The sequence below is a fragment of the Variovorax sp. efr-133-TYG-130 genome, from assembly GCF_030208835.1.
GTDB lineage: Bacteria > Pseudomonadota > Gammaproteobacteria > Burkholderiales > Burkholderiaceae_C > Variovorax.
Window position 1 is genome coordinate 147,740 of record NZ_JARVTD010000001.1, and the last position, 25,838, is coordinate 173,577.

18 protein-coding genes are annotated in these 25,838 nt (G+C 69.1%); 13 read left to right on the plus strand and 5 right to left on the minus strand.

All coding sequences use genetic code 11. The annotated features are described in order from the left end of the window. Window positions 1–32: 32 nt before the first annotated feature. The 6 genes from QRN67_RS00660 to cydX all read left to right on the plus strand — a co-directional run bounded on the left by QRN67_RS00660 (window position 33) and on the right by cydX (window position 7,682). The gene (locus QRN67_RS00660; RefSeq protein WP_081267005.1) at window positions 33–1,145 is read left to right on the plus strand and encodes an acyltransferase family protein; all 1,113 of its coding nucleotides are present in this window, start codon (window positions 33–35) and stop codon (window positions 1,143–1,145) included. A gap of 155 nt (window positions 1,146–1,300) precedes the next feature. Continuing rightward, a complete protein-coding gene (cydD, locus tag QRN67_RS00665; protein WP_285409807.1) occupies window positions 1,301–2,989 on the plus strand; it encodes a thiol reductant ABC exporter subunit CydD in 1,689 nt (562 codons plus the stop codon). Further along, window positions 2,986–4,701 carry a thiol reductant ABC exporter subunit CydC gene (gene cydC / locus QRN67_RS00670; RefSeq protein WP_503010796.1) on the plus strand — a complete coding sequence of 572 codons (1,716 nt, stop codon included), beginning with the start codon at window positions 2,986–2,988 and terminating at the stop codon, window positions 4,699–4,701. The genes cydD and cydC overlap by 4 nt, the downstream gene beginning before the upstream one ends. 42 nt (window positions 4,702–4,743) lie before the next feature. Then, a complete protein-coding gene (locus tag QRN67_RS00675; RefSeq protein WP_285409808.1) occupies window positions 4,744–6,363 on the plus strand; it encodes a cytochrome ubiquinol oxidase subunit I in 1,620 nt (539 codons plus the stop codon). Further along, on the plus strand, window positions 6,360–7,514 hold the full coding sequence (gene cydB / locus QRN67_RS00680) for a cytochrome d ubiquinol oxidase subunit II (protein WP_285409810.1): 1,155 nt from the start codon (window positions 6,360–6,362) through the stop codon (window positions 7,512–7,514). Before QRN67_RS00675 ends, cydB begins: the two co-directional genes overlap by 4 nt. Before the next feature lie 18 nt (window positions 7,515–7,532). Then, the gene (cydX, locus tag QRN67_RS00685) at window positions 7,533–7,682 is read left to right on the plus strand and encodes a cytochrome bd-I oxidase subunit CydX (protein ID WP_081267010.1); all 150 of its coding nucleotides are present in this window, start codon (window positions 7,533–7,535) and stop codon (window positions 7,680–7,682) included. Window positions 7,683–7,736: 54 nt separating this feature from the next. Here the strand turns inward: cydX and QRN67_RS00690 are convergent, their stop codons facing one another. Beyond that, window positions 7,737–8,324: a GbsR/MarR family transcriptional regulator gene (locus QRN67_RS00690; RefSeq protein ID WP_081267011.1), complete on the minus strand. Its 588-nt coding sequence runs from the start codon at window positions 8,322–8,324 to the stop codon at window positions 7,737–7,739. Between the two features lie 187 nt (window positions 8,325–8,511). Here QRN67_RS00690 and QRN67_RS00695 point away from each other — a divergent pair, with 187 nt between their 5' ends. After that, complete coding sequence (locus QRN67_RS00695) at window positions 8,512–15,318, plus strand: autotransporter-associated beta strand repeat-containing protein (RefSeq protein ID WP_285409812.1); 6,807 nt, start codon at window positions 8,512–8,514, stop codon at window positions 15,316–15,318. 50 nt (window positions 15,319–15,368) lie between these two features. Here the strand turns inward: QRN67_RS00695 and QRN67_RS00700 are convergent, their stop codons facing one another. Next, complete coding sequence (locus QRN67_RS00700; protein WP_285409814.1) at window positions 15,369–16,385, minus strand: AraC family transcriptional regulator; 1,017 nt, start codon at window positions 16,383–16,385, stop codon at window positions 15,369–15,371. Window positions 16,386–16,524: 139 nt separating this feature from the next. Here QRN67_RS00700 and QRN67_RS00705 point away from each other — a divergent pair, with 139 nt between their 5' ends. From QRN67_RS00705 to QRN67_RS00730, 6 genes are all read left to right on the plus strand, one after another. Continuing rightward, window positions 16,525–18,084: an acyl-CoA synthetase gene (locus tag QRN67_RS00705; RefSeq protein ID WP_285409816.1), complete on the plus strand. Its 1,560-nt coding sequence runs from the start codon at window positions 16,525–16,527 to the stop codon at window positions 18,082–18,084. A gap of 45 nt (window positions 18,085–18,129) precedes the next feature. Further along, on the plus strand, window positions 18,130–19,314 hold the full coding sequence (locus QRN67_RS00710) for a lipid-transfer protein (protein WP_285409817.1): 1,185 nt from the start codon (window positions 18,130–18,132) through the stop codon (window positions 19,312–19,314). Between the two features lie 11 nt (window positions 19,315–19,325). Beyond that, window positions 19,326–19,766, plus strand: coding sequence for a MaoC family dehydratase N-terminal domain-containing protein (locus tag QRN67_RS00715; RefSeq protein WP_285409818.1), 441 nt, complete (start codon window positions 19,326–19,328; stop codon window positions 19,764–19,766). A 17-nt stretch (window positions 19,767–19,783) separates the two neighbouring features. Beyond that, entirely contained in the window at window positions 19,784–20,203 is a 420-nt protein-coding gene (locus QRN67_RS00720) for a MaoC family dehydratase (RefSeq protein ID WP_081267114.1), read from the plus strand. Window positions 20,204–20,228: 25 nt separating this feature from the next. After that, window positions 20,229–21,059, plus strand: a complete 831-nt coding sequence (locus QRN67_RS00725; protein ID WP_285409820.1) for an SDR family NAD(P)-dependent oxidoreductase — start codon at window positions 20,229–20,231, stop codon at window positions 21,057–21,059. Window positions 21,060–21,361: 302 nt separating this feature from the next. Next, on the plus strand, window positions 21,362–22,150 hold the full coding sequence (locus QRN67_RS00730) for an enoyl-CoA hydratase/isomerase family protein (RefSeq protein WP_285409821.1): 789 nt from the start codon (window positions 21,362–21,364) through the stop codon (window positions 22,148–22,150). A 10-nt stretch (window positions 22,151–22,160) separates the two neighbouring features. Here QRN67_RS00730 and QRN67_RS00735 read toward each other — a convergent pair whose 3' ends face one another. From QRN67_RS00735 to QRN67_RS00745, 3 genes are all read right to left on the minus strand, one after another. Next, window positions 22,161–22,847, minus strand: a complete 687-nt coding sequence (locus tag QRN67_RS00735; RefSeq protein ID WP_081267018.1) for a Fe2+-dependent dioxygenase — start codon at window positions 22,845–22,847, stop codon at window positions 22,161–22,163. A 28-nt stretch (window positions 22,848–22,875) separates the two neighbouring features. Then, window positions 22,876–25,170, minus strand: coding sequence for a TonB-dependent receptor (locus tag QRN67_RS00740; protein WP_285409824.1), 2,295 nt, complete (start codon window positions 25,168–25,170; stop codon window positions 22,876–22,878). A 215-nt stretch (window positions 25,171–25,385) separates the two neighbouring features. Continuing rightward, the gene (locus QRN67_RS00745) at window positions 25,386–25,808 is read right to left on the minus strand and encodes a cupin domain-containing protein (RefSeq protein ID WP_081267020.1); all 423 of its coding nucleotides are present in this window, start codon (window positions 25,806–25,808) and stop codon (window positions 25,386–25,388) included. Window positions 25,809–25,838 lie beyond the last annotated feature (30 nt).

Here is a 25,838-nt window from a genome sequence, read left to right on the forward strand (position 1 = left end):
TCGCCCCGGCGCCGTCGCCATCGGCGGGACGCATGCCGCTGCTCGATGCGGCAAAGGGCATTGCGTGCGCCGTGATCGTCGGGCACCACCTGTCGCGCTACGGCCCCATGCCGGCCGGCGCGTATGCGCTCGCGCCCGATTTCTTCGCCTGGCTGTCCAACGAGGGGCGGCTGGCGGTGCAGGTGTTCCTGGTGATCGCCGGCTTCCTGGCCGCGGCGAGCCTCGCGCCCGACGGCATGCTGCGCGTCGACCGGCCGGTAGCGCGGATCCTGCAGCGCTACGGGCGGCTGGTGATGCCGTACCTGGCCGCGCTCACCGTGTGCGTGCTCGTTGCGGCGGTCGTGCGGCCGTGGCTCGATGAGGAAGTGGTACCCGCCGCGCCCACCTTCGGGCAACTGGTGGCGCACGGGCTGCTGCTGCAGGACTTGCTGGGCTATGAGTCGCTGTCGACCGGTGTCTGGTACGTGGCCATCGACTTCCAGCTGTTCGCGCTCGCGCTTGCGCTGGTCGGGCTGCCCACGCTGCTGCAGCGTCCCGCCGGCGCGGTGCATGCGAGCCTGTCGGCGCGCTGGTTGCCCGTGGCGCTGGTGCTGGGGCTGGCCGTGGCATCGCTCGCGCTGTTCAACCGCAACGCGGGGCTGGACGACACCGCTTTCTATTTCTTCGGCACCTACGGCCTGGGCATGCTGGTGTTCTGGATCGGCCGCGCCACGCGCTTCAGCACCTGGCAGGGCGCGGTCGCGCTGCTGGCCCTGGTGGGGGCGGGCGCGCTCGCCATCGACTGGCGCAGCCGCATCGCCACCGCCCTGGTGACGGCGCTGCTGATCGCGGTCGCGCAGCGCCGGCACTGGTTGTCGCCGGCGCATTGGCCGGCGCTGGCCGTGCCGCTGCAGCGGCTGGGGCGCATGTCTTATTCGCTGTTCCTGATCCACTTTCCGGTGCTGCTCGCCATGAACGCGGCGGTGGCGAATGCCGGGCCGCACGGCGCATGGTTCGATGCGGCCGGCCTGGTCGCGACCTTTGCCCTGTCGATCGCAGCGGCGGCGCTCCTGTACCGCTGGGTCGAGTCGCGCCCGGCCTCGTGGCGCGGCGTGTTCATGCTTTTTGCCGCGTTGCTGGTCAGCGGAATAGCTGTTTCTTACTAGCCCCGGGGCGCTCCGCGCGGGCGCCCGGGCTGAATCTTCCCGAACGTGTTGCGTTCGAGCGCCGGACCGTGCAGTCTGCGGGCTCGTCAGTGGCTCCCGTCTCCGGTATGATTGTGGAAATTTCAGTAAATACTGAAAATCCAAGAAAACAAGGAATGGCCCAGCACTCGCACCCCCGATCGCCGTTGAAGGCTTTCGCGTCGCCCGACGTCGGCGGGGTGGTGCAAGGCGCTGCCGCGCTGCTTTGGCTGCCGCAGGCGGCCCTGCTGGCGATGGCGGTGCAGGGGCTGGCGTCGGGGCAGGGCCTTCGCGCGGTGTGGCTGCCGGCCGGCGCGATCCTGCTGCTGGGCTTGTTGCGCGCCGCCTGCGAGGCCTGGGGCGCACGCCGGACCTTCGGCCGCGCACGGGCCCGGCTCAGCGCACTGCGCGCGCAGACGGCCGAGGCATTGGCCGACGGATCTCCGCTGGACCGAGGCCGCGCGCCTTCGGGCCAGGCCGCCAGCGTGCTTGCGGAACAGGCGGAGGCGCTGGTGCCTTACCTCGTGCGCTACCAGCCGGCGCGTTGGCGCGCGACGGTCGTGCCGGCCTTCATTCTTGGCGCGGTGGCCTGCTTCTCGTGGGTGGCTGCGCTGGTGCTGCTGGTCGCGGCGCCGCTGATCCCGATCTTCATGGCCATCGTCGGCTGGCGCGCCAAGGCCGCGAGCGAAGCGCAGATGGTCGAGATGGGCAGCATGAACGCCTTCCTGCTCGACCGCCTGCGCGGCCTGGCGACCCTGCGCGCGCTCGATGCCGTCGACGCCACGGCGCAACGGCTCGGCGATGCCGCGCAGTCGCTGCGCGTGCGGACGATGTCGGTGCTGCGCATCGCATTTCTCTCGTCGGCCGTGCTGGAGCTTTTCTCGGCCCTGGGCGTGGCGATGGTGGCGGCATATGTCGGCTTCCACCTGCTGGGCTCGCTCGGCTTCGGGACCTGGGGGCGAACGCTGAGCCTCGGCGAGGGGCTGTTCGTCCTGCTGCTGGCGCCGGCGTTCTTCGAGCCGCTGCGCGAGTTGTCCGCGGTGTGGCACGACCGGGCGGCGGGCGAGGCGGCACTCCAGGCGCTCGATGGGCTGCAGCAAAAGACGCTGCCATTGCCCGGCGCGAGCGCGTCGCTGAAGCGTGCGGCCACGGGCGCCGCCGGCGCCGCACCCGCCGTCGCCGTCCACGGCCTGCATTTCTCCTGGCCGGGGGAACCGACTTCGGTCTTCGACGGCCTGGAGCTTCGCGTTGCGGCCGGTGAACACATCGCGCTGGCCGGGCCCAGCGGCTCGGGCAAGACGGCTTTGCTGTCGCTGCTCGCGGGCCTCGTGCCGGCGGCGCGCGGCGAGATCTCGATCGGCGGCATCGCGCTCACCGATCACACGGTTGCCGCGCTGCGCCAGCGCATGGCGTGGATGGGACAGGCGCCGCACGTCTTCGCCGGATCGGTAGAGGCTAACGTGGCCTTGGGCCGCGAGGACGTCGGCACGCCCCGCGTGGCCGAGGCCATGCGCTTCGCCTCGCTCGACGCCGTGGCGCAGGCGCATCCCGGCACGGCGCTGGGTGAAGGCGGGCGCGGCCTTTCCGGCGGCGAGGCCGTGCGGCTCGCGCTGGCCCGCATCGCTGTGCATCCGCACGCCGACCTTCTGCTGGTCGACGAGCCGACCGCGCACCTCGATTCCGATACCGCCGTCCGGGTGGCAGACGCCCTGGTCGAACTGGCACGCGGCAAGACGCTGATCGTCGCCACGCACGACCCCGCGCTCGCGTCGCGCATGGACCGCGTGGTGAGCCTCGGCGCCGAAGCCATGGAGAAGGCCGCATGAGCGCCCGCAGAACCAACACTGCGCAATGGCGCGAACTGCGGCTGGTGATGCGCCCCTTCTTCGCCGAACAGCCGCGCGCGCTGCTGCTGGGTGGCCTGCTTGCCGCCGTCACGGTGCTTGCGGGGACGGCGCTGCTCGGCCTTTCCGGCTGGTTCATCACGGCCACCGCGCTGGCCGGCCTGCATGCGGCCACGGCTTTCACCTTCGATGTGTTCATGCCCTCGGCCGGCATCCGGCTGCTCGCACTGGGCCGCACGGCTTCGCGCTACGGCGAGCGGCTCGTCACGCACGACGCGACCTTCGGCGCGCTTGCGGCGCTGCGCGTGCGCCTGTTCCGCGGCTGGGCCAGGCCGGAGGCTGCGCGCGCATTGCTGATGCGTCCGGCGCGGCTGCTGTTCCGCCTGACGTCCGACATCGATGCGCTCGAATCGCTTTACCTGCGCCTGCTGGTGCCTGCTGCCGCGGCGCTGGGCGCTGCGTTGCTCGCGGGCGTGGTGCTCGGCTTCATGCATGCGGCGCTGGGCGCCGCGCTGGCGCTGTGGCTGGTGATCAGCGGCTGGGGCATTGCCTTGCTCGTGGCGCGGCGCGCTCGTCGGCCTGCCGTTCGGCGCGCGCGCGCCATCGAAGCCTTGCGCGCTCGAGCGGTCGATCTCGTCGCGGGCCAGACCGACCTGGTGATGGCAGGCCGCATCGACGCGCAGCGCGAGGCGCTGATGCGCGCCGATGCGCAACTCGCCAAGGCCGATCTCGCATTGAACCGGCTGGAGGCCGCTTCCGGCTTCGCCTACGGCAGCGCGGGCACGCTGACCCTCGTTGGGGTGCTGCTCATCGTCGGAGCGCTCGTCGGCGAGGGCCTGATCGGCGCACCGGCCGCAGCGCTGGCATTGCTGGTGGCGCTCACGGCGACCGAGCCTTTCGCGGCGCTGCGCCGTGGCGCGCTCGATGCCGGGCGCACCTGGCTTGCGGTGCGGCGCCTCGCACCGCGCATGGCGTCTTCAGAAGACGATGCGGCGACGACGAAGCCCGAAGGCGATGCGCCCTTCGCGCTGCAACTGAAGAACGTCAGCGTCGCGCACCCCGGCAGCCGCACGGAGGTCTTGAGCGACGTGTCGCTGACCTTGCGCGCCGGCGAGCGCGTCGCTGTTGTCGGCGCGAGCGGCGCTGGCAAGTCGACCTTGCTGGCCGCCGTCGCCGCCGAACTCACGCCGCAAGCCGGCCATGTGAGCGCGCAGCCGGCCTGTCTGCTGACCCAGCGCACCGAACTCTTCCAGGACAGCCTGCGCGACAACCTCCGCCTGGCCGACCCCGCCGCAAGCGACGCGCGCCTGTGGGCCGTGCTGCAAGCCGCCGGCCTCGACGCCGATGTGCGCGCCCTCTCGACCGGCCTCGACACCCGTCTGGGCGAAGGCGGCCTGGGCCTTTCCGGCGGCCAGTCGCGCCGGCTCGCGCTGGCGCGCCTGCTGCTGCGCCCCGTGCCGCTGTGGCTGCTCGACGAACCGACCGAGGCGCTCGACGCAGCCGTCGCGCACGACGTGCTGCAGCGCCTTGCGCAACACGCCGGAGCGCGCACCCTGCTGATCGCCACGCACCTGCGCCGCGAGGCCGCGCTGGCCGACCGGCTCGTGTGCATGCGGCACGGCCGCATCGTTGCCGACCTGCGCCGCGGAAGCGATGCCTTCGATGCGGTGCTGCGCGGCCTGCGCCCGGATTGAACCGAAGAAAAACAGAAAACAGGGAACACAAAGGAAGATCTCATGGACCTCGACATCGTTGCGCTATCGCGCCTGCAGTTCGCCGTCACGGCGCTGTATCACTTCCTGTTCGTGCCGCTGACGCTCGGGCTTTCGATCATCATCGCCATCATGGAGACGGTCTACGTGATGACCGGACGCGTGATCTGGCGCGACATGACCAAATTCTGGGGCGTGCTGTTCGGCATCAACTTCGCGATGGGCGTGGCCACCGGCATCGTGATGGAGTTCCAGTTCGGCATGAACTGGAGCTACTACAGCCACTACGTCGGCGACATCTTCGGCGCGCCGCTGGCCATCGAGGGGCTCATGGCCTTCTTCATGGAGGCGACCTTCGTCGGGCTGTTCTTCTTCGGCTGGGACAAGCTCTCGAAGGTGGGCCACCTGATCGCCACCTGGGCCGTGGCCATCGGCTCCAACTTCTCGGCGCTGTGGATTCTCATCGCCAACGGCTGGATGCAGAACCCGGTGGGCGCTGCCTTCAACCCGCAGACCATGCGCATGGAAGTGACCGACTTCGCCGCCGTGCTGACCAACCCCGTGGCGCAGGCCAAGTTCGTGCACACCGTGTCGGCGGGGTATGTGTGCGCGGCCGTGTTCGTGCTGGGCGTGTCGGCTTGGTACGTGCTCAAGGGCCGTCACCTCGAACTGGCCAAGCGCTCGATGACGGTCGCGGCTTCGTTCGGCCTGGCCGCCGCGCTGTCGGTGGCGGTGCTCGGAGACGAGAGCGGCTACCTCTCGGGCGAACACCAGAAGATGAAGCTCGCCGCCATCGAGGCCATGTGGGAAACGCAACCCGCGCCAGCCGCCTTCACGGTCATCGGCTTCCCCGACCAGGAGGCGCGCGAGACGCACTACGCCATCCACATCCCCGGGGTGATGGGGCTGATCGGCACACGCTCTCTCGACACGGTGATGCCAGGCATCGACGAACTCGTGAAGCGCGCCGAGGTCCGCATCCGGCAGGGCCTGAAGGCCTACGACGCGCTGCAGAAGATCCGCGAGGCGGGCGGCACCGGCAAGGTGACGCAGGGCGTGCGCGGGGACTTCGAGGACAACGGCATCAACATGGGCTATGCGCTGCTGCTCAAGCGCTACGTGGACGACCCGCGCCAGGCCACCGACGAGCAGATCGCCAAGGCGGCGTGGGACACCGTGCCGCAGGTGGCGCCGCTGTTCTGGCTGTTCCGTGTGATGGTGGGCATCGGCATGCTGCTGATCCTGCTGACGGGCACCTTCTTCGTGCTCTCGGCGTGCCGCAAGCTCGACAGCCACCGCTGGCTGCTGAAGCTCGCGGTGTTCGCGATTCCGCTGCCGTGGATCGCCATCGAGTCGGGCTGGCTGGTGGCGGAGTTCGGGCGCCAGCCGTGGGTGATCGAAGGCGTGCTGCCGACCGCGGTGGCCGTGTCGAACCTCGGCGTGAAGACGCTGCTGCTCACGCTCGCGGGCTTCATCGCGATCTACACCACGCTGCTCGTCATCGAGATGAAGCTGATGCTCAAGGCCATCCGCAAGGGGCCCGAGGCCGAGCATGCGCCCGATGAGGGCGACACGCTCTCGCACATTCCGCCGGCCCACGCGGGCGCGGCCATTCCTTCTCCTTCCGCAGGGAGCGCAGCATGACTCTCCACACACTCCTCGACTACGACACCCTGCGCTTCATCTGGTGGCTGCTGATCGGCGTGCTGCTGGTGGGCTTCGCCGTGACCGACGGCTTCGACCTGGGCAGCGGCATGCTGCTGCCTTTTGCGGCGCGCAACGACATCGAGCGGCGCGTCGTCATCAACAGCGTGGGTCCGGTATGGGAAGGCAACCAGGTGTGGCTGATCCTGGGCGGCGGCGCGGTCTTCGCGGCGTGGCCTCAGCTGTACGCCGTGTCGTTCTCGGGCTTCTACCTGGCGATGTTCGTGATTCTCACGGCGCTGATCCTGCGGCCGGTGGCCTTCAAGTTCCGCAGCAAGCGCGAGTCGCCGCAGTGGCGCGCGCGCTGGGACTGGGTGCTGTTCTTCAGCGGCTTCGTGCCCGCGCTGATCTGCGGCGTGGCCGTGGGCAACGTGCTGCAGGGCGTGCCGTTCCGCTTCAACGCCGACATGCACATCTTCTACGACGGCGGCTTCTTCGGCCTGCTGAATCCGTTCGCCATCTTGTGCGGGCTCGTGTCGGTGGCCATGCTGGTGATGCACGGCGCGGCGTGGCTGCTGCTGAAGACGGCGGGGCCGGTGGCCGAGCGTGCGCGCAGCTACGGCATGGTTGCTTCTGTGCTCACCGTCGCGCTGTATGCGCTGGGCGGCGTGCTGCTGGCCACGAGCATCGGCGGCTATCGCATCAGCAGCGTGGTCGATGCGGTGGGGCCGTCCAACCCGATGCTCAAGACGGTCGAACTGCATGCCGGCGCATGGACCGCCAACTACGCGGCGTATCCGTGGACGCTGGCGGCTCCGGCGGCCGGCTTCGTCGGCGCGCTGGGCGCTTTGCTCGGCCTCGCGCTGCGCCGCCCGGTGTTCGCGCTGCTGACGGCGGCGCTTGGCATCGCCGGCATCATCCTGAGCGTGGGCGCGTCGATGTTCCCGTTCATCCTGCCGTCGTCGATCGACCCGCGCGCCAGCCTCACGGTGTGGGACTCGTCGTCGAGCCACCTCACGCTGTTCATCATGCTGGTGGTCACGGCCTTCTTCATTCCCATCATCGTGGCCTACACCAGCTGGGTCTATCACGTGCTCTGGGGCAAGGTCGACGAACAAGCCATCCGCGACGAGAGCGGACACGCCTACTGAACGAACGGAGGAAAAAAGATGTGGTACTTCGCCTGGATCCTCGGCCTGCCGCTGGCAGCCGCTTTCGCCGTGCTCAATGCCATGTGGTACGAACTCATGGACGACGATGCCGTTCGCAAGGCCAAGCTCGAGACGCCTGAATCGTCGCAAGGACAGGAGCGGCTCTAACGCCCGGGGCGGCAGGGCCGCCCTTACACAGCAGATCCCGCGGTCCCGACGGCTTCAGTCGGCCGCGGGATTTTTCTTTTTCGACGCGCCGCCGCCCGTGATGCGGTCCTTGAGCGTCAGCACCTTCGTCACCGTCGCGCCCATGCCCATGAGTTTCATGGCGGTCTCGGGCGCGAGCCGCTGAACGTCGTCGAACCACTTCATCAGCCTGTCGATCAGGTCGTGCATCTCGCGCATGCGCTCCTGCGCGTGGCGCTCGGCATCGCTCGTGGGCGATTCGAGCAGGGCGTTGCGCAGCATCGACAGCGTGGGCTCGATCTCGCGGCGGCGCCGTTCCTCGGCCAGCACGCGGAAGATTTCCCACACGTCCGAAGGCGCCTCGAAGTATTCGCGCCGGTCGCCCGCGTGGTGGCGCAGGTGCACCAGCCGCCAGGCCTGCAGTTCCTTCAGGCCCATGCTGACGTTCGAGCGCGAGAACTCGAGCAGCTCGGCAATTTCGTCGGCGTTGAGCGCGCGCTCGGACAGAAAGATCAGCGCGTAGATCTGCCCGACGGTGCGGTTGATGCCCCATTTGCTGCCCATTTCGCCGAAGTGGGCGACGAACTGGCGGTTGAGGGGCGGGAGGTCTGAAGAGGTGGCCATGGGCCGGATTGTCGCGCCGGGCCGTGCTGTATTTCCGGAAGTTTCCGAAAACTTCGGAAGCACGAAAGGTTAACAAATAACCAATATTGGTTATATCCAGGAAGCAGTTAGTTAACAAAAATAAACAATCACTGACCACTTGCACTTCGTTGGTGCATCAGCAACCCCTTTCAAAGGTTAAAGAACAATGAACAAGGCTCATCGCAGCATCTGGAACTCGGCGCTCGGCGCCTGGGTGGCTGTTTCGGAGAACACCCATGCCCGCGGCAAGAAGAGCCAACGCGCGGTGGCGCTGGCGGCGGGTGCGGCATCTCTGCTGATGCTGGCGGGGCCTTCGTTCGCAGGGGGTGACGGCGGTGGCGGTGGCTTCCTCGTCAACGGCAGCTCCGGCGCGGGACAAACGGCGGGCAGCAGCACGACCGGGGTGGGCGGTCACGGAGGGCAGGGCGATCAGTCGGCCGCAGGCGCCGTCGGCGGCGCCCTCGGCACCAACGGAGCCAACGGCACTTCGGCGGCGAGCGGCTTCACCCCGGACAGGCTGGACGGCAGCGGCGGCGGCGGCGGCGGTTCCGCCCGGACCGGCTTCGTTCCTGTCACCGCCACGATCACGGCCGGCAACGGCGGTAACGGCGGCACCGGCGGCTACAACCGCTCGAACCCGGGCGGCGGCGGCGGTGGTGGCGGCGGCGGCAGCGTGCTCGCCACCCAGTCGTTCGAGGTCAAGGCGACGGGGTCGCTCGTTGGCGGCAATGGCGGCAACGGCGGCGGCGTGGTCGCGAACACATCGTCGCTGACCGGTGCCGGCGGCGGGGGCGGCGCGGGCGTGCTGGTGGTGCCCGTGGGCGGCGTGACGATCACCAACGCCGGCACCATCACGGGCGGAAACGGCGGCACGGGCCTGGCGACCCGGGGAACCCACCCCGTCACCAGGGCGACGGTCTACGGCGGCGCGGGCGGCAATGGCGAAGGCGGCGCGCTGGGCGGCACGCAACTGGGCGCGTATGCGCAGGGCGGGGCCGGCATCGTCGGCAGCAATCTCACCATCGTCAACAGCGGCACCATTTCCGGCGGCCTGGCTGGCGACAAGTCCACCCGCGCCAATTCGATCCAGCTGGGCGGCGGCAACAACTCGCTCACTCTCAAGGCCGGCTCGGTGCTCAACGGCGGCGTGGTCGCCCAAGGCACCGGCAACAAGCTGTTCCTGGAAGGCACGAATACAGAGGACGCCGCGTTCCAGGGCTTCTCGAGCATCAATGCCGCCAGCGGCAGCAAGTGGACGCTGACGGGCAAGTTCCAGCCCACGGGCAACCTCGCGGTCAACGTGGACGGCACGCCTGCGCAGCTCACCATGAACGGCGTCATCTCCGGCGCCGGCAGCCTCACGGCGGACGGCGGCGGCACGCTGGCGCTGGGCGCCACCAACACCTACGCCGGCGGCACCACCATCAGGAACGGCACCACGGTGCAGATCGGCACGGCCGGCGCGCTCGGCTCCGGCACGGTCACGCTCGACGGCGGCAAGCTCGCCGCCACGTCGAGCCTCAGCCTGACCAACAACCTGGCTTTCGCGGCCGGCCAGCGCAGCACCGTGGCCGCCGCTACCGGCCGGACGCTCGACATCGATGGCAACCTGGCCTTGAACGGCAGTGCGACCGCCGTCTTCGGCAGCACGACCGAAACCGGCACCGTCCGCCTGGACGATGGCACCACCATCGTCTCCAGCACCGCGGCGGTCGTCGTGGCCGGCGGCACGCTGCAGGTGGCGGACGCCACCCGCGCCGCGACGATCTTCCCCAACGTCGCCTCCACCACGGTCAACACCGGAGCCACGCTGGACCTGAACGGCTACAACGTCACCATCGGCAACCTGCAGGGCGCCGGAACGCTGAAGACCCGGACCGGCAACTTCCCCGCGCAGACCACCACGGTGCAGTCGGGCAACTTCTCGGGCTCCATCACCGGCACCGGCCAGCTCGTGAAGACGACGGCGGGCACGCTGGTGCTGAGCGGCGCCAACAGCTACACCGGCAACACCACCATCAGCGGCGGCACGCTGCAACTGGGCGACGGCGGCACCACCGGCAGCATCGACAACAGCAACATCACCAACAACGCGGCGCTCGTGTTCAACCGCTCCAATGCGACGAACTTCACGCGCACCATCAGCGGCAGCGGCAGCGTGACCCAGAGCGGCACGGGCACGCTCACGCTCTCGGGCGCCAACACGTATGGCGGCGGCACCAGGGTCAACAGCGGCACGCTGCAGGTTGCGGCGGCCAATGCGCTCGGAAGCGGCGGCCTGACGATGGCCGGCGGCAAGCTGGCCGCGACGTCGACCATGACCCTCTCGAACGGCGTGAGCTTCGCGGCCGGAACGGCCAGCACCGTCGCCGCCGCCACCAACCGCACGCTGACGCTGGGCGGCGCGCTGAACCTGGGGGCGAACGCCACCGCCACCTTCGGCAGCGCCACCGAGACCGGCGTCGTCAACGTTGCCAGCAACAGCGCCACGGTGGACAGCAGCGCCGCCGTGGTCGTTGCCGGAGGCACGTTGCGCGTGGGCAACGGGCCGCTGATGAGCACAGTCCTCGGCAACATCGCCTCGACCACCGTGAACGGCGGCGCCACGCTCGACCTGAACGGCCAGAACGTCTCCATCCGCAACATCCAGGGCGCCGGCACGCTGCAGACCGGCTTCAAGAGCGCGCAGGCCACCACGATCGCAAGCGGCCTGTTCGGCGGCGCCATCGCGGGCGCGGGCAACCTGGTGAAGAGCGGCGCCGGCACGCTGACGCTGACCGGCACCAACACCTACGGCGGCGGCACCACCATCGACGCGGGCACGCTGCAGGTCGGCAACGGCGGCACCACCGGCAGCATCAGCGGCGACATCGTCGACAACGGCGTGCTGCAGTTCAACCGCTTCGACGACATCGCATATGCCGGCGGCATCACCGGCACCGGCAGCCTGACGAAGTCGGGCGCCGGCAAGCTCACGCTCACCGGCACCAGCACTTACGGCGGCGGCACCACCATCGACGCGGGCACGCTGCAGGTCGGCAACGGCGGCACCAAGGGCAGCATCGCCGGCAACATCACCAACAACGCCGCGCTGGTGTTCAACCGCTCCGACAGCTACACCGTGGCCGGCGACATCGGCGGCACCGGCAGCCTGAGCGACAACGGCACCGGCACGCTGATCCTGGCCGGCACCAACAGCTACAGCGGCGGCACCACCATCGGCAAGGGCGCGACGCTGCAGGTCGGCAACGGCGGCAAGAGCGGCACGCTCTCGGGCGCGGTCACGGCCAACGGCAACCTGGTCTTCGACCGCTCCGACGACTCGAGCTTCACCGGCACCGTCGGCGGCGCGGGCAGCCTGACCAAGAACGGCGCGGGCGAACTCGAGATCACCGGCGCCAACACCTACACCGGCAACACATCGGTGAACGGCGGCACGCTGCGGGTGAACAACACCAGCGGCAGCGCGACCGGCAGCGGCAGCGTGCAGGTCGGCGCCGGCGCCACGCTGGCCGGCGGCGGCACCATCAGCGGCGCGGTCAACGTGGCCAGCGGCGGTTCGCTCGCGCCGGGCAACAGCCCCGGCACCCTGACGATCGGCGACCTGAGCATGGACAAGGGCTCGTTCCTGAACTACCACCTCGGCGCCGTCGGCGAAGACCCGCTCAACGACCTGGTCCAGGTCAACGGCAACCTGGTGCTCGGCGGCACGCTGAACGTCACCGAGACGGCCGGCGGCAGCTTCGGCCCGGGGCTGTACCGCCTCGTCAAGTACACCGGTTCGCTGACCGACAACGGCCTGAACATCGGCAACACCCCGGTCACGGCCGGCGACCTGTACGTGCAGACCAGCGTGGCCAAGGAAGTCAACCTGATCAACAGCACCGGCGTGCAGCTCGGCTTCTGGGACGGCGGCGACACGGTCAACAACGGCAACGTGGGCGGCGGCTCGGGCACCTGGCGCATCGGCAGCCCCGGCAGCCCCAACGACACCTGGACCAACAGCGAAGGCGGCTACAACGCCACCTGGAAGCCCAACCAGTTCGCCATGTTCGGCGGCACCGCCGGCACCGTCACGGTGGACAACAGCGGCGGCGACATCAGCATCGGCGGCGCGCAGTTCTTCTCCGACGGCTACGTGGTGCAGGGCGATGCGCTGACGCTGGGCAACGCGCACACCGTCATCAAGGTGGGCGACGGCACGCGCTCGGGCGCTTCCATGACGGCGACCATCGCCTCGCAGCTCACCGGCGCGGGCGGCCTGACCAAGGACGACTACGGCACGCTGGTGCTGACCGGCGCCAACAACTACACCGGCGGCACCGTCGTGGCAGCCGGCGTGCTGCAGGGCAACACCACCAGCCTGCAGGGCGAGATCGTCAACAACGCCAACGTCACCTTCGACCAGTCGACCGACGGCACCTTCGGCGGCACGATGAGCGGCTCGGGCAGCCTGCGCAAGATCGGCACCGGCGACCTGGTGCTGGCAACCGCCAACACCTACTCCGGCGGCACCAGCATCGACGCCGGCAGCGTGAGCGCGAGCGTCAGCGGCGCGCTGGGCACCGGCCCGGTGAACGTCAATGCCAGCGGCTACCTGGCCTTCACCGGCAATGCCGGCGCGGGCGACCTGCGCTTCACCACCGCCGCCGCCAGCCCCGGCATCAACGGCGGCACCATCGAGTTCAGGGACGACACCTCGGCCGAGCGCGCGAGCTTCCTGAACTACAAGGGCGGCAGCGTCACCTTCGCCGGCAATTCGACGGCTGGCGATGCCGTGTTCGACAACCGCGGCGGCAGCGTCACGGTGTGGAACAACGCCACCGCGGGCAATGCACGCATCGTCAACTCGGCGGGCGGCTCGACCAACATCTGGGACGACGGCTCGGCCGGCCGCGCGACCATCGTCAACGAGGCGACCGCTTCGCTCGACATCCGCGACCGTGCCACGGCCGCGCAGGCCACGGTGGTCAACAAGACGGGCGCGGTGGTCAACATCCGCGGCCTCACCACGGCCGGCACTTCGATCGGCTCGCTGGAAGGCGGCGGCCGCGTGCTGCTGGGCAACAAGACGCTGACCACGGGCGGCCTGAACACCAGCACCGAAATCTCGGGCGTGATCTCGGGCGTCGGCGGCTCGCTGGTGAAGGAAGGCACGGGCACGCTCACGCTGTCCGGCGCCAACACCTACACCGGCGGCACCGCGCTGCTCAAGGGGCGCCTGAACCTCGGCAACGCGCAGGCGCTGGGCACCGGCGAACTGGCGATGGACGACGGCACCGCGATCGGCTTCACCGCGCCCGGCATGACGATTGCCAACGCGATCCGCTTCACCGGCAACAGCGACCCGATCATCGACACGGGCGCCTTCGACGCCGGCCTGAGCGGCGCCATCAGCGGCGCGGGCTTCATCACCAAGATCGGCACCGGCACGCTGACGCTGTCGGGCGCCAACAGCTACACCGGCGCGACCGACGTGGCGCAGGGCACGCTGCGTGCAGGCGCGGCCAACACCTTCAGCGCCGCTTCGGCGCACAACGTGGCCGCGGGCGCGACGCTGGACCTGGCGGGCTACAGCCAGACCGTGGCTTCGCTGAGCAACAGCGGCACCGTGTCGCTGGTGGGCACCGTGCCCGGCACCACGCTGACGGTGAACGGCGCGTACGTGGGCAACGGCGGCGTGCTCAAGCTCGGCACCACGCTGTACTTCAACGGCCCGCCCTCGGACCGGCTGATCCTCAACGGCCCCGCCGCTTCGGCCAGCGGCAACACCACGGTGCAGATCACCAACATCGGCGGCCTGGGCGCGCTGACCAACGGCAACGGCATCGAGGTGATCACCGCGCAGAACGGCGCGAAGACCACCGCGCAAACCACCAAGGACGCGTTCTCGCTCGCGGGCGGCCATGTGGATGCCGGCGCGTTCGAGTACCGCCTGTATGCCGCCGACGCGCTCGGCCAGGGCGAGAACTGGTATCTGCGCTCGGCGCAGAAGGGCGTGACCTACTACCGCCCCGAGACCTCGCTCTACGCCGCGCTGCCCAACCAGCTGCGCCAGGGCAGCCTCGCGATGCTGGGCGACGTGCGCAAGCGCGTGGGCGACGACGACGTGAAGGGCACCGCGCCCAGCGCGACCGGCTCCGAGCGCCGTGCCTGGGCCCGCGTGCTGTCGACCGACATCGACATCCAGCAGGGCGGCACCGTCTCGCCCACCAGCAAGGGCCGCCTCACCGGCTTCCAGGCCGGCACCGACCTGCTCGCCACGCCCAACTGGCGCGCCGGCATCTACGTCGGCCAGCTCGACGGCGATGCGCGTGTCAGCGGCTATGCCAGCGGCGTGAGCAACCTGAGCGTGGGCCGCAATGACCTGCGCAGCCAGTACGTGGGCGTGTACGGCACCTACACCAGCGACAGCGGCTTCTATGTCGACGCCGTGGTGCAGTCGGGCCGCCATCGCTACACGGTCGAGCCGCTGATGGGCATCGGCGCGGCCGGCAAGGGCAACAGCCTGCTGGGCTCTATCGAAGTGGGCCAGGCTTTCCCGATCGGCGCCAGCGGCTGGACCGTCGAGCCGCAATTGCAATTGATCCACCAGCACATGGACCTGAGCAACTCGGCCATCCTGGGCGCTGTGGTCCAGCCCCAGGTCGACAGCGGCTGGCTCGCCCGTGCGGGCGTGCGGGTCAAGGGCGAGATCGATACCGGCATGGGCATGCTGCAGCCGTACGGCCGCGTGAACGTCTACAAGACTTCCCGTGGCACGGACGTGGCGCGCTTCGTCAACGGCGCGACCTCTACCGACATCGCGGCGCCGATCGGCGGCACCAGCACCGAACTGGCGGGCGGCTTCACGCTGACGCTGAACCAGTCCACCAGCCTCTATGGCGAAATCGGCAAGCTGTGGTCTTCGGGTGGCGACACCAAGGTCAGGAGCGGCATCAACGGTTCGCTGGGCGTGCGGGTGAAGTGGTAAAGGCCCGGGGCTGAATCGCGCGATGAAGCGGGCTACTCGTCGGAGCCCGCTTAGCGGCGCCGCCGGTACGAGCCCGGCGCGCCGCCCGTCCAGGCCTTGAAGGCCCGCTGGAACGCGGCGCTGTCCGCGAAGCCCAGCTCTTCCGCCAGCGCCGCGAGCGGCACCGTGCTGGTGTTGAGCCGCACGATGGCGAGGTCGCGCCGCAGCTGGTCCTTCAGCGACTGGAACGAGGTGCCTTCGGTCGCCAGGTGCCGCTGCAGCGTGCTGACCGACATGTGCAGGCTGCTCGCGGCCGTCGCGAGGTCGGCCCATGCCGGCCGGTTCTGCTGCAGCACGGAGCGCACCCGCGCGCTCACCGCCTGTTCCGCCAGCCGGGGCAGTATCACGTTGGCCGGCGCCGCCGCGAGGAACACGTTCATGGCCTGGGTGTCGCGATGCACCGGCGTCTGCAGCGCGCCGGCGTCGAACCACACGGCGGTGCAGGACTGGCCGAACTGCAGCAGCCCCGGGAACACCTTGGCGTAGCCGTCCGCATAGGGCGGCAGCTCGAAGCCGAAATCGAAGCGCCGCGCCGCCAGCCGGCCGCCATGCAACCAGGCGAGCAGCCGCCAGTACACGCGCAGCATCAGCTCGTGCAGGAAGTTCTGCTGCACCGCAGCGCGATCGTTCAGCCGCAGCCCGAAGCCCGCCAGCGGCCCTTCGCGCAGCAGCACCAGCGTCAGGTCGTCCTGCAGCAGGCCGAAGGTATGGGCCACGCGGCGCAGCGCCACTTCGAAGTTGGGCGCGCCCAGGGTGGCGCGCGTCATCAGCGCGAAGCTGCCGCGCTTCAGGCGGCGCGAGAGGAAGCCCAGCGCCTCGTCGTCGAGCCGCTCCATCAGCAGCGCGAACAGCGCCACGTATTGCTCGGCAGTGACGCGCGCGCCCGGCGCGTCGAGCAGCGCGGGCGCGATGCCCGCGTCTTCCAGCGCCGCGTTCGCATCGACGGGCGCGGCCTGGCCCCGGGCACGGATGCCCGAGAGCATGCCCTGGACGAAGGCGATCGGAATGGTGACTGGCGGTTGCAGCATGGGCGCAGCGATCAGGCCCCAAGCATGCCACCGTGTCGATTGACGTTTTCTGCAATGCGATCGAAGCGAAAGGCAATCGCCGCGGCGCGGCCGGCTTCCTACGATGCGGCCACACAAGAAAGAGACGGAGACACTCGCCATGTACCTGACCCAGTCCCTGCACCGCAGCGTGCAGCAGCATCCCGACAAGGTGGCCGTGCGCTTTGCCGGCCGCACCCGCAGCTTCCGCGAGTACGCAGACCGGGTGGCACGCCTGGCGGGCGCCCTGCAGCGGCTGGGCATGCAGCCTGGCGACCGCGTGGCCATGCTGGCGCTCAACTCCGGGCGCTACCTCGAATACCAGATGGCCGTGCCGTGGGGCGGCGGCGTGCTCAACCCCTGCAACATCCGCTGGTCGGCCGCGGAGATCCTGTATTCGCTGGAAGACTCCGGCTCCACCATCCTGCTGGTCGACGAGACCTTCCGCGCCCTGGTCGAGCAGATGCGCGGCCAGGCCACCAGCCTGCGCGAGGTGATCTATTGCGGCGACGGCGCGCAACCCGCCGGCATGCACGGCTACGAGGCGCTGATCGACGCCGCCGCGCCGGTGCCCGATGCTGCGCGCCGCGACGAAGACCTGGCCGGCATCTTCTACACCGGCGGCACCACCGGCTTTCCCAAGGGCGTGATGCTGAGCCACGCCAACATCTGCGCCTCCGGCTTCGCTGCGCTCGGCGAAGGACTGGCGCCGCCGGGCTCGTGCTACCTGCACGCCGCGCCGATGTTCCACCTGGCGGACATGGGCCTGGCCACGCCGCACTGGTTCCAGGGCAGCACCCATGCCATCGTGCCGGCGTTCAGCCCGGAAGCCGTGCTCAACGCCATTGCCGCCGACCGCGTCACCCATGCGCTGCTGGTGCCGACGATGATCCAGATGCTGGTCGACCACCCCTCAATGCGCGAGCCGCGCGACCTGGGCAGCCTGCGCTGCATCACCTACGGTGCCTCGCCGATCTCCGAGGCGGTGCTGAACCGCGCGATGGAGGCTTTTCCGGGCGTGGAGTTCGCGCAGGCCTACGGCATGACCGAGCTGTCGCCCATCGCCACCATCAACCCGCCTTGCAACCACACGGCCGAAGGGCGCAAGCGCGGCAAGCTGCGCTCGGCCGGGCGCGCGAGCTATTGCATGGAAGTGCGCATCGTCGATGCGGACGGCGCCGAAGTGCCGCGCGGCACCGTCGGCGAAGTGGCCGTGCGCGGCCCCAACGTGATGCAGGGCTACTGGAACAAGCCGGAGCAGACGGCCGCCGCCGTGCGCGACGGCTGGATGCACACCGGCGACGGCGCCTACATGGACGACGACGGCTACATCTTCGTGGTCGACCGGCTCAAGGACATGATCATCAGCGGCGGGGAGAACGTGTACTCGGCCGAAGTGGAGAACGCCATCAACCAGCATCCGGCCGTGGCGGCCTGCGCGGTCATCGGCATACCGAGCGAGGAGTGGGGCGAGGCCGTGCATGCGGCGCTGGTGCTCAAGCCGGGCCAGGGCATACGGCCGGAAGAACTGATCGCCCACTGCAAGACGCTGATCGCCAGCTACAAGTGCCCGCGCAGCGTGGCCGTGCTCGACGCGCTGCCGCTGTCGGGCGCCGGCAAGGTGCTCAAGACCAAGCTGCGCGAACCCTTCTGGCAGGGGCGCCAGCGCGGCGTGGCCTGAACCCGGCCTTCTTCCATTCAATCCATCAATTTCCAGGAGCCTCCCATGAGTCAGGACGTCCATGTAGCCGGGGTCGGCATGATCCCCTTCACCAAGCCCGGCGCGAACCAGCCGTACCCGCAGATGGCCAGCCACGCCGCCAATGCCGCCCTGAAAGACGCTGGCATCGGCTACGAGCTGGTGCAGCAGGCCTACGTGGGCTACGTCTACGGCGACTCCACCGCCGGCCAGCGCGCGCTCTACGAGGTGGGCATGACCGGCATTCCCGTCGTCAACGTCAACAACAACTGCTCCACGGGGTCGACCGCGCTGTTCCTGGCGCGCCAGGCAGTGGCCAGCGGCGCCGCCGACTGCGTGCTGGCTTTGGGCTTCGAGCACATGAGCCCCGGTGCGCTCGGTGCGGTGTTCAACGACCGGCCCAGCCCATTCGACCACTTCGAGAACATCACCGACGAACTGGTCGGCAACGAGCAGGTGCCGCTCGCGCTGCGCTACTTCGGCGGCGCGGGCCTGGCGCACATGCAGCAGTACGGCACGCAGATGTCCACCTTCGCGAAGATCCGCGCCAAGGCCAGCCGCCATGCGTCGAACAATCCGGTGGCGCTGTTCCGAACGGTGGTCACCGAAGACGAGGTGATGGCCGCGCCCGTCATGTGGCCCGGCGTGATGACGCGGCTGATGGCCTGCCCGCCCACCTGCGGCGCGGCGGCGGCCATCGTGTGCTCGGCGTGCTTCGCCGAGCGCCACGGGCTGGACCGCAGCGTGCGCATCAAGGCGCAGGCCATGACCACCGACCGGCCCATCACCTTCGAGAGCCGCGACATGCGCGAGGTGGTCGGCTTCAGCATGGCGCAGGAAGCCGCACAGAAGGTGTACGACTCGGCCGGCGTCGGCCCGCAGGATGTCGACGTGGTCGAGCTGCACGACTGCTTCGCGCACAACGAACTCATCAGCTACGAGGCGCTGGGCCTGTGCCCGGTGGGCGGCGCGGAGAAATTCGTGCTCGACGGCGACAACACCTACGGCGGCAAGGTCGTCACCAACCCCTCGGGCGGACTGCTGTCGAAAGGGCATCCGCTCGGCGCGACCGGGCTCGCGCAATGCACGGAGCTGGTCCAGCAGTTGCGCGGCACGGCGGACAAGCGGCAGGTGGAAGGCGCACGGCTGGCGCTGCAGCACAACCTCGGCCTGGGCGGCGCCTGCGTGGTGACGCTCTACGAGCGCGTTTGAAAGGCCTGGCGATGATCGACAAGAAATGGATCGGCCACCAGCTGCCCGCATCGGTGCTGCCGATCGAGCGCACCCGCCTGCAGTTCTTCGCCAAGGCCATCGGCGAGACCAACCCCGTCTACACCGATGCCGCCGCCGCGCGCGATGCTGGCTACCCCGACCTGCCCGCGCCGCCGACCTTCCTTTTCGCGGCCGAACTGGACTCCGGCGCATCCGACCGGTTGCTGGCCGACCTGGGGATTCCGCTGTCGAAGCTGCTGCACGGCGAGCAGGGCTTCAGCTACCACCGGCCGGCCTGCGTGGGCGACACGGTGACGGTGCGCTCCACCATCACCGACATCTACGACAAGAAGAACGGCGCGCTCGAATTCGTCATCAAGACCTCGCGCGCCACCAACCAGCGCGACGAGCTGGTGGCCGAGCTGCGCACCGTGATCGTCTGCCGCCATTGATGAGGGAGCCCGCGCCCATGACCGCACCCACCTACGACGCCGTGAACATCGGCGACGAGCTGCCCGCGCTGCAACTGCCGCCGGTGACCCGCACCACGCTCGCGCTGTTCGCGGGCGCCTCGGGCGATCACAACCCGATTCACATCGACACCGACTTCGCGCGCAAGTCCGGCATGCCCGACGTGTTCGCCCAAGGCATGCTGGGCATGGCCTGGCTCGGCCGCTTGATCACGCAGTGGGCGCCGCAATCGCAGCTGCGCCGCTTCGATGTGCGCTTCCAGGGCATCACGCACCTGGGGCACGCGGTGCGGTGCAGCGGGCGCGTGGTCGAGAAGCTGGAGCATGACGGCGAGCGCTGCGTGCGCGTCGAGGTGCTCAGCGCCAACCAGTACGGCCAGACGCGCATCGCGGGCGAGGCGCTCGTCGCGCTGCGCTGAGATCAACCGAAGAAGGACCAGAGACATGACACCCAAGCTCGGCGGCAAGGTCGCCCTCATCACGGGTTCGGGCCGCGGCATCGGCCGGGCCATCGCGCTCAAGCTGGCATCGGAAGGCGCGCGCATCGTCGTCAACGATCTTGACGAGGCCCCGGCGGAAGAGACCGTGCAGGCCATCCGCGCGGCGGGTGGCGAGGCCGTGGCCTGCGTCGGCAGCGTGGCCGCGCCGGATTTTGCCGAGCGCTTCATCGGCATGGCGGTGAACGTATACAAGGGACTGGACGTCGTCGTCAACAACGCCGGCTACACCTGGGACAGCGTGGTGCAGAAGATGACCGACGAGCAGTGGTACGCCATGATCGACGTGCACCTGACGGCGCCGTTCCGCATCCTGCGCGCGGCGCAGCCGGTGATCCGCGCGCTGTCGAAGTCCGAGACGGAAGCGGGCCGGCGCGTGGTGCGCAAGGTGGTCAACATCTCGTCGGTGGCGGGGCTCTTCGGCAATGCGGGGCAGGCCAACTATTCGACGGCCAAGGCTGGCATCGTGGGCATGACGCAGACGCTGGCCAAGGAGTGGGGGCGCATGAACGTGACCGTCAATTGCGTGGCCTTCGGTTTCATTCAGACGCGGCTGACCGCGAGCACGGCCGAAGCGACGACTGCGAACATCGAGGGGCGCGAGATCAAGGTGGGCATCAACCCGGGGTTGCTGTCGATGATGGAGCAGTCGATTCCTCTGGGGCGCGGCGGTACGCCTGAAGAGGCTGCGGGGGCTGTGTATCTTCTTTGCGCGCCTGAGTCGGACTATGTGAGTGGGCAGACTCTGATGTGTACGGGGGGGCTTACGGGGATTTGATCTTTGCTGGTTTTTTTCGGGGTGCGCTCACGCCGACGGGGTACCTTGCTCCGCGAATGTCCCCCGGCCTTCGGCCTCCTCCTTTATTTCGCTGCGCAAGGTACCCCGCCAGCGTGAGCGTCCAGAGCACTTGTTGACCAGCCAGCACAAGAGCAGAGCGCCCGTCGTGCACAGGGCGCCGGGTGCTCCCCGCAGCGAAATAAAGGAGGAGGGCGAAGCCCGGGGGACATTCGCGGAGGGGAGTACCCGGTGGCCTGTGCACTCACCCCGAACACAAGCAAACCAAACCTGGAGCAACAGAAATGAACACAGAAGAAGGCATCGGCTGGGAAGTAGCAGACGACATAGCCCGCATCGTTCTCAAGCGCCCGGAGCGCGCGAATGCGCTGGGACTGAAGAGCAGCCGTGCTCTCGTGCATGCCATCGAAGACGTGCTGCAGCACAAGCCGCGCGCAATCCTGCTGACCGGCGAAGGACGCGTGTTCTGCGCGGGTGGCGACATCGAGGAGTTCGTGGCAGCGGGAGAAGGGCTGCCGGACTTGGTGGACGACATCCTCGAACCTTTGCACCCCGCGCTGCTGCGGCTCTCGACGAACCCGGCACCATTGGTTGTGGCGGTGAACGGACCGGCGGGCGGCGCAGGCGTGGGGCTCGCCTTGTGCGGCGACTTCGTGCTCGCGGCCGAATCGATGAAGCTGCGAACCGGCTATGCGGCCATCGGGCTGTCGCCTGACGCCGGGGCTTCCTACTTTCTCTCCCGCCGCGTCGGGCCCCTTCGCGCGCAACAACTGCTGATGCTGAGCGACGCCGTCGACAGCCAGCGCTGCCTTGCATGGGGCGCGGTCGATGCGGTGCACGCCGATGCTGAACTCGCCGCCGCCAGCGAGGCGCTCGTCGCACGGCTGGCCCAGGGTGCGAGTGCGTCGTTTGCCGGCATCAAGGCCCTGTGCGCCGGCGCGCCGGGCCGGCCCTTTGAAGAGCACCTGGCGATGGAGCGGAAGCTCCTGCGCGAGCGTGCCGGCAGCGCGGATGCGCGCGAAGGCGTGGCCGCATTCATGGCGAAGCGGGCGCCGCGCTTCATCGGACGCTGACAGCCAACGGCTAGGTGTCGCTCCACTTCCTCAGCAGGTTGTGATACGTGCCCACCAGCGTGCGGCGCGCCGATTCGTCGGCGCCGCTCTGGTTCAGCCGCTGGATCGCGTTGTCCATGTCGAACAGCAGTGCGCGGTCGCCGGCGTCGCGCACGAGGCTCTGCACCCAGAAGAAGCAGGCCACGCGCACGCCGCGCGTGATGGGCGTCACCTGGTGCAGGCTGGTGGCGGGGTAGAGCACCATGTCGCCGGCCGCGAGCTTCACGGTCTGCATGCCGTGCGTGTCTTCCATCTGCAGCTCGCCGCCGTCGTAGCTGTCGGCCTCCGACAGGAACAGCGTGGCCGACAGGTCGGTGCGCAGCTTGCGGCCGGTGCGCGGGTCGATGCGCACGCCGCCGTCCACGTGCAGGCCAAAGCGCATGCCTTCGCTGTAGCGGTTGAACATCGGCGGATACAGCAGGTTGGGCAGCGCCGCGCTGATGAACGTGGGATGGCGCTCGAGCGCGCTGGCGATGATCGACTGGCACTCGTGCGCCACTGCCGAGCCCTCGTCGATCTGCTGGTTGAACTTGACCGGCGCGCCCTGGTGGCCCGCCGTCACGCGGCCATCGACCCAGGCGTCGCCGGCCGCATCGAGGCGCGCGCGAACCGCGGCGAGCGCGTCGCGGTCGAGGACACCGGGGATGCAGACCAGCATGGCGTGGCTTCTTTCTTCGGTTGCAGGCTCAGAGGCGGTAGGTGAAGGTCAGCGTGGCGGCCCGGCCCGAGCCCGGCACCGCGCGCCCGCCGTCCGAGGGGATCAGCGCGTCGTAGTAGTGGCGGTTGGCCAGGTTGAACAGGTTCAGCCGGATGTCGTACTTGGGCTGATGGTAAGCCAGCATCGCATCGAGCCGGACGTAGCCGCCGACCTCCACCAGGTCGGTGTTGTTGGCGTAGCGCTTCGCGCTGTAGGTGGTGCCGCCGCCGACTTCCCATTCGGGCGTGATGGCGTAGGTGGCCCACAGGCTGGCCGCGTCTTTCGGCGTGTTGGCGGGCACCTTGCCGAGTGTGCCGGGGGCGATGCCGTCGACGATGGTCGCGTCCAGGTGCGTGTAGGCGCCGAACAGCTGCAGCTTGTCGGTCACGCGGCCGGCCACGCCGGCGCGCGCGCCGTTCACGCGGATCGTGCCGGTCGCGCTGTAGGTGCCGTCGTTGTTCTGCGCGCGGGCGTTGGTCTGCGTGATCTGGAACGCGGCGGCCGTGAGCGAGAGGTTGCCGTCGTTCAGGTCCCACTTGCCGCCGAGTTCGTAGGCCTTGTTCTTCTCGGGCGGCAGCGGCTGCGTGGCGCCCGTGGTGGCCACGAGCTGCTCGAGCGAGGGGTTGAACGAAGTGCTGTAAGACACGTAGTACGACTGCTCGGGCGTGGGCTGCCAGATGGCGCCCGCACGCACGCTGGTGAAGTCGACCGTCTGGCTCTCGGAGGCCAGCGTGGTCGCGGTGGGAATGCTGTTGGAGATGCTGGCGCGGTAGTGGTCCTGGCGCACGCCGGCCACCAGCTTCCACTTCGGGCTGAGCTCGATCGTGTCGTTCACGTAGCCGGCCACCGTGGTGGCGCTGGCGTTGGCGAGGTTGCCGCGCAGGCTGGGCGCGGTGCTCGGCGTGTTGCCCTGGTAGGGCGCCAGCAGCGGCGAGCAGGCGGCATAGCCGCTGGTGCCGCCCGCCGGGTTCAATGCCACGCCGTTGCACGTGCCGTTGCGGTAGTAGGCCTGGTTCTCGTAGGTGTCGTGGCCCAGCTCGAGGCCAACGAGCAGCGAATGCTTGACGGAGCCGGTATTGAACCTGGTACTGAGCTCGGTCAGGTTGAACAGCGACTTGTCGTGGATCGTGCGGTCATGGCTCTGCTGGCGCACCCACAGCGTGCTCAGCGGCAGCGACGAGAAGGCGGCCGCCGGCACGGCCGTGGTGCCGGTGGAGAAGGGCGTGAACACGTTCTTCGACGACAGCGTGCCGATGGACTGCGGCGCGGTCTCGCGTGCGTCGGTGGTCACGTCGTTGTACTGCGTCTGGTTGCGGATCGAGGTGTCGGCCGTGATCTTGTGCTGCACCAGGGCACCGAAGGCCTGGATGTCGGAGATCGTGCGGTCGTCGCTGAAGCCGTAGGCCTGGTCGCGGTCGACCTTGGCCGGATGGCCGTTGAGCGGCGGCACGCCGTAGTCGGGCTGGTCGCGGTTGTGCTGCACCAGCGCCGACAGCGTGACCTGCGTCGGCGTGTTGATGCCGAACTTGAGCGACGCGTCCAGGCCGAAGTCCTTCAGCTTCGTCTGCTCGCGCGTGCTGGCGTCACCCTGCTGGCCCATGGCCGCGATGCGGAAGGCGGAGGTGTCGGACAGCGGGCGGTTGACGTCGACGGTCGAGCGCACCAAGCCCGTGGTGCTGGCAGACACCGACACTTCGCCCGCCGGCGTGAGCGACGGCTTCTTGGTCACCTGGTTGATGATGCCGCCGGTGGAACCGCGGCCGAACAGCATCGACGAGGGGCCCATGAGCACCTCGACCGATTCGAGCGCGAAGGTGTCGCGGTAGTACTGGGCGCGGTCGCGCGCGCCGTCCAGGTACAGGTCGGTGCGGGCCGAGAAGCCGTTGAGGTTGATGTTGGTGCCGATCTGCCCGCCCTCGGCGCCGCCGATGGTCAGGCCCGGCACGTTGCGCAGTGCGCTGGCCAGCGAAGTCGCGGCCTGCGACTGCATCACGGCCTGGTTGATCACGGTGACGGATTGCGGCGCATCGCGCAGGTCGGCCGGCAGGCGGCTGATGGTCGCGGGGTTGGCGCCGAAGCCGGTCCTGTCCTGCGCGCCCTGCACCTGGACTTCGCGCAGCGTGGTCGGCACCGATGTGCCCGGGGCAGGCGAACTCGCGGTGCTGCTCGGCGCCGCCGGTTGCGGGGCCTGCTGCGCGAACGCGGCGGGCAGCGAGGAAACAAGGCCGACAAGTGCGAGCGCAACAGGCGTGCGGCGGCGTGTCGAAGACGAGAGACGATTCATTGCGAGCTTTCCGAAAGGGGGCGCGGGCGACACGGGCCGGGCCGATGTGGCGCAAACAAAAGCACCACCGATGGAAATTCTTACCGCGAATGAATCTTATTTGAAGGAGTTGTTGGCAAGGTGTTTGGCGCGCGATACAGCCGGATTTCTTTACGTTGCAGGTCAGGTGGAAGACAGCTTTCCTTCGGCCGGCGGTGGGGCCGCCGGCGCTGTCGCTACTTCCAGGGCGTCGGCGGCGGGATCTCGCAGACCGGCTCGACGTCGATGCTCTTGAAGTCGGCCGGCGAGACGATTTCCAGGTACTCCATGTCGGGCGAGTAGTCGAACAGAAAGTGCCGGATGCCCGGGCGCTGGTGCACCACGTCGCCGGCCTCGACCAGCGTTTCCTTGTCCTCGTACATGAAGCGGGCCCAGCCCTTGACCATGATCACGATCTGGAAGTCCGCTTCGTGGCGGTGCCAGCCGGTGCCCGTTTCCGGTGCCATGTTGGCCTTGACGAGGTGCGCGATCACCTTGCCGTTGGTGGCCTCGGCAATGCCCAGGTCGCGGTAGAGGAAGAAGTCGCGCAAGCCGCCCGAGACGAACTCGGTGTCACCGGGCTTGACGTGGGAGAACTGGGTGGCGGTACGGTCCAGCATGGGGCGCTCCTTCGCAGGGGTGATGATGCT

Bases quoted from the DNA above. Each gene is read 5' to 3' on its own strand.
- QRN67_RS00660 (WP_081267005.1), top strand. From the start codon at position 33: ATGCCGCTGCTCGATGCGGCAAAGGGCATTGCGTGCGCCGTGATCGTC.
- cydD (WP_285409807.1), top strand. From the start codon at position 1,301: ATGGCCCAGCACTCGCACCCCCGATCGCCGTTGAAGGCTTTCGCGTCG.
- cydC (WP_503010796.1), top strand. From the start codon at position 2,986: ATGAGCGCCCGCAGAACCAACACTGCGCAATGGCGCGAACTGCGGCTG.
- QRN67_RS00675 (WP_285409808.1), top strand. From the start codon at position 4,744: ATGGACCTCGACATCGTTGCGCTATCGCGCCTGCAGTTCGCCGTCACG.
- cydB (WP_285409810.1), top strand. From the start codon at position 6,360: ATGACTCTCCACACACTCCTCGACTACGACACCCTGCGCTTCATCTGG.
- cydX (WP_081267010.1), top strand. From the start codon at position 7,533: ATGTGGTACTTCGCCTGGATCCTCGGCCTGCCGCTGGCAGCCGCTTTC.
- QRN67_RS00690 (WP_081267011.1), bottom strand. From the start codon at position 8,324: ATGGCCACCTCTTCAGACCTCCCGCCCCTCAACCGCCAGTTCGTCGCC.
- QRN67_RS00695 (WP_285409812.1), top strand. From the start codon at position 8,512: ATGAACAAGGCTCATCGCAGCATCTGGAACTCGGCGCTCGGCGCCTGG.
- QRN67_RS00700 (WP_285409814.1), bottom strand. From the start codon at position 16,385: ATGCTGCAACCGCCAGTCACCATTCCGATCGCCTTCGTCCAGGGCATG.
- QRN67_RS00705 (WP_285409816.1), top strand. From the start codon at position 16,525: ATGTACCTGACCCAGTCCCTGCACCGCAGCGTGCAGCAGCATCCCGAC.
- QRN67_RS00710 (WP_285409817.1), top strand. From the start codon at position 18,130: ATGAGTCAGGACGTCCATGTAGCCGGGGTCGGCATGATCCCCTTCACC.
- QRN67_RS00715 (WP_285409818.1), top strand. From the start codon at position 19,326: ATGATCGACAAGAAATGGATCGGCCACCAGCTGCCCGCATCGGTGCTG.
- QRN67_RS00720 (WP_081267114.1), top strand. From the start codon at position 19,784: ATGACCGCACCCACCTACGACGCCGTGAACATCGGCGACGAGCTGCCC.
- QRN67_RS00725 (WP_285409820.1), top strand. From the start codon at position 20,229: ATGACACCCAAGCTCGGCGGCAAGGTCGCCCTCATCACGGGTTCGGGC.
- QRN67_RS00730 (WP_285409821.1), top strand. From the start codon at position 21,362: ATGAACACAGAAGAAGGCATCGGCTGGGAAGTAGCAGACGACATAGCC.
- QRN67_RS00735 (WP_081267018.1), bottom strand. From the start codon at position 22,847: ATGCTGGTCTGCATCCCCGGTGTCCTCGACCGCGACGCGCTCGCCGCG.
- QRN67_RS00740 (WP_285409824.1), bottom strand. From the start codon at position 25,170: ATGAATCGTCTCTCGTCTTCGACACGCCGCCGCACGCCTGTTGCGCTC.
- QRN67_RS00745 (WP_081267020.1), bottom strand. From the start codon at position 25,808: ATGCTGGACCGTACCGCCACCCAGTTCTCCCACGTCAAGCCCGGTGAC.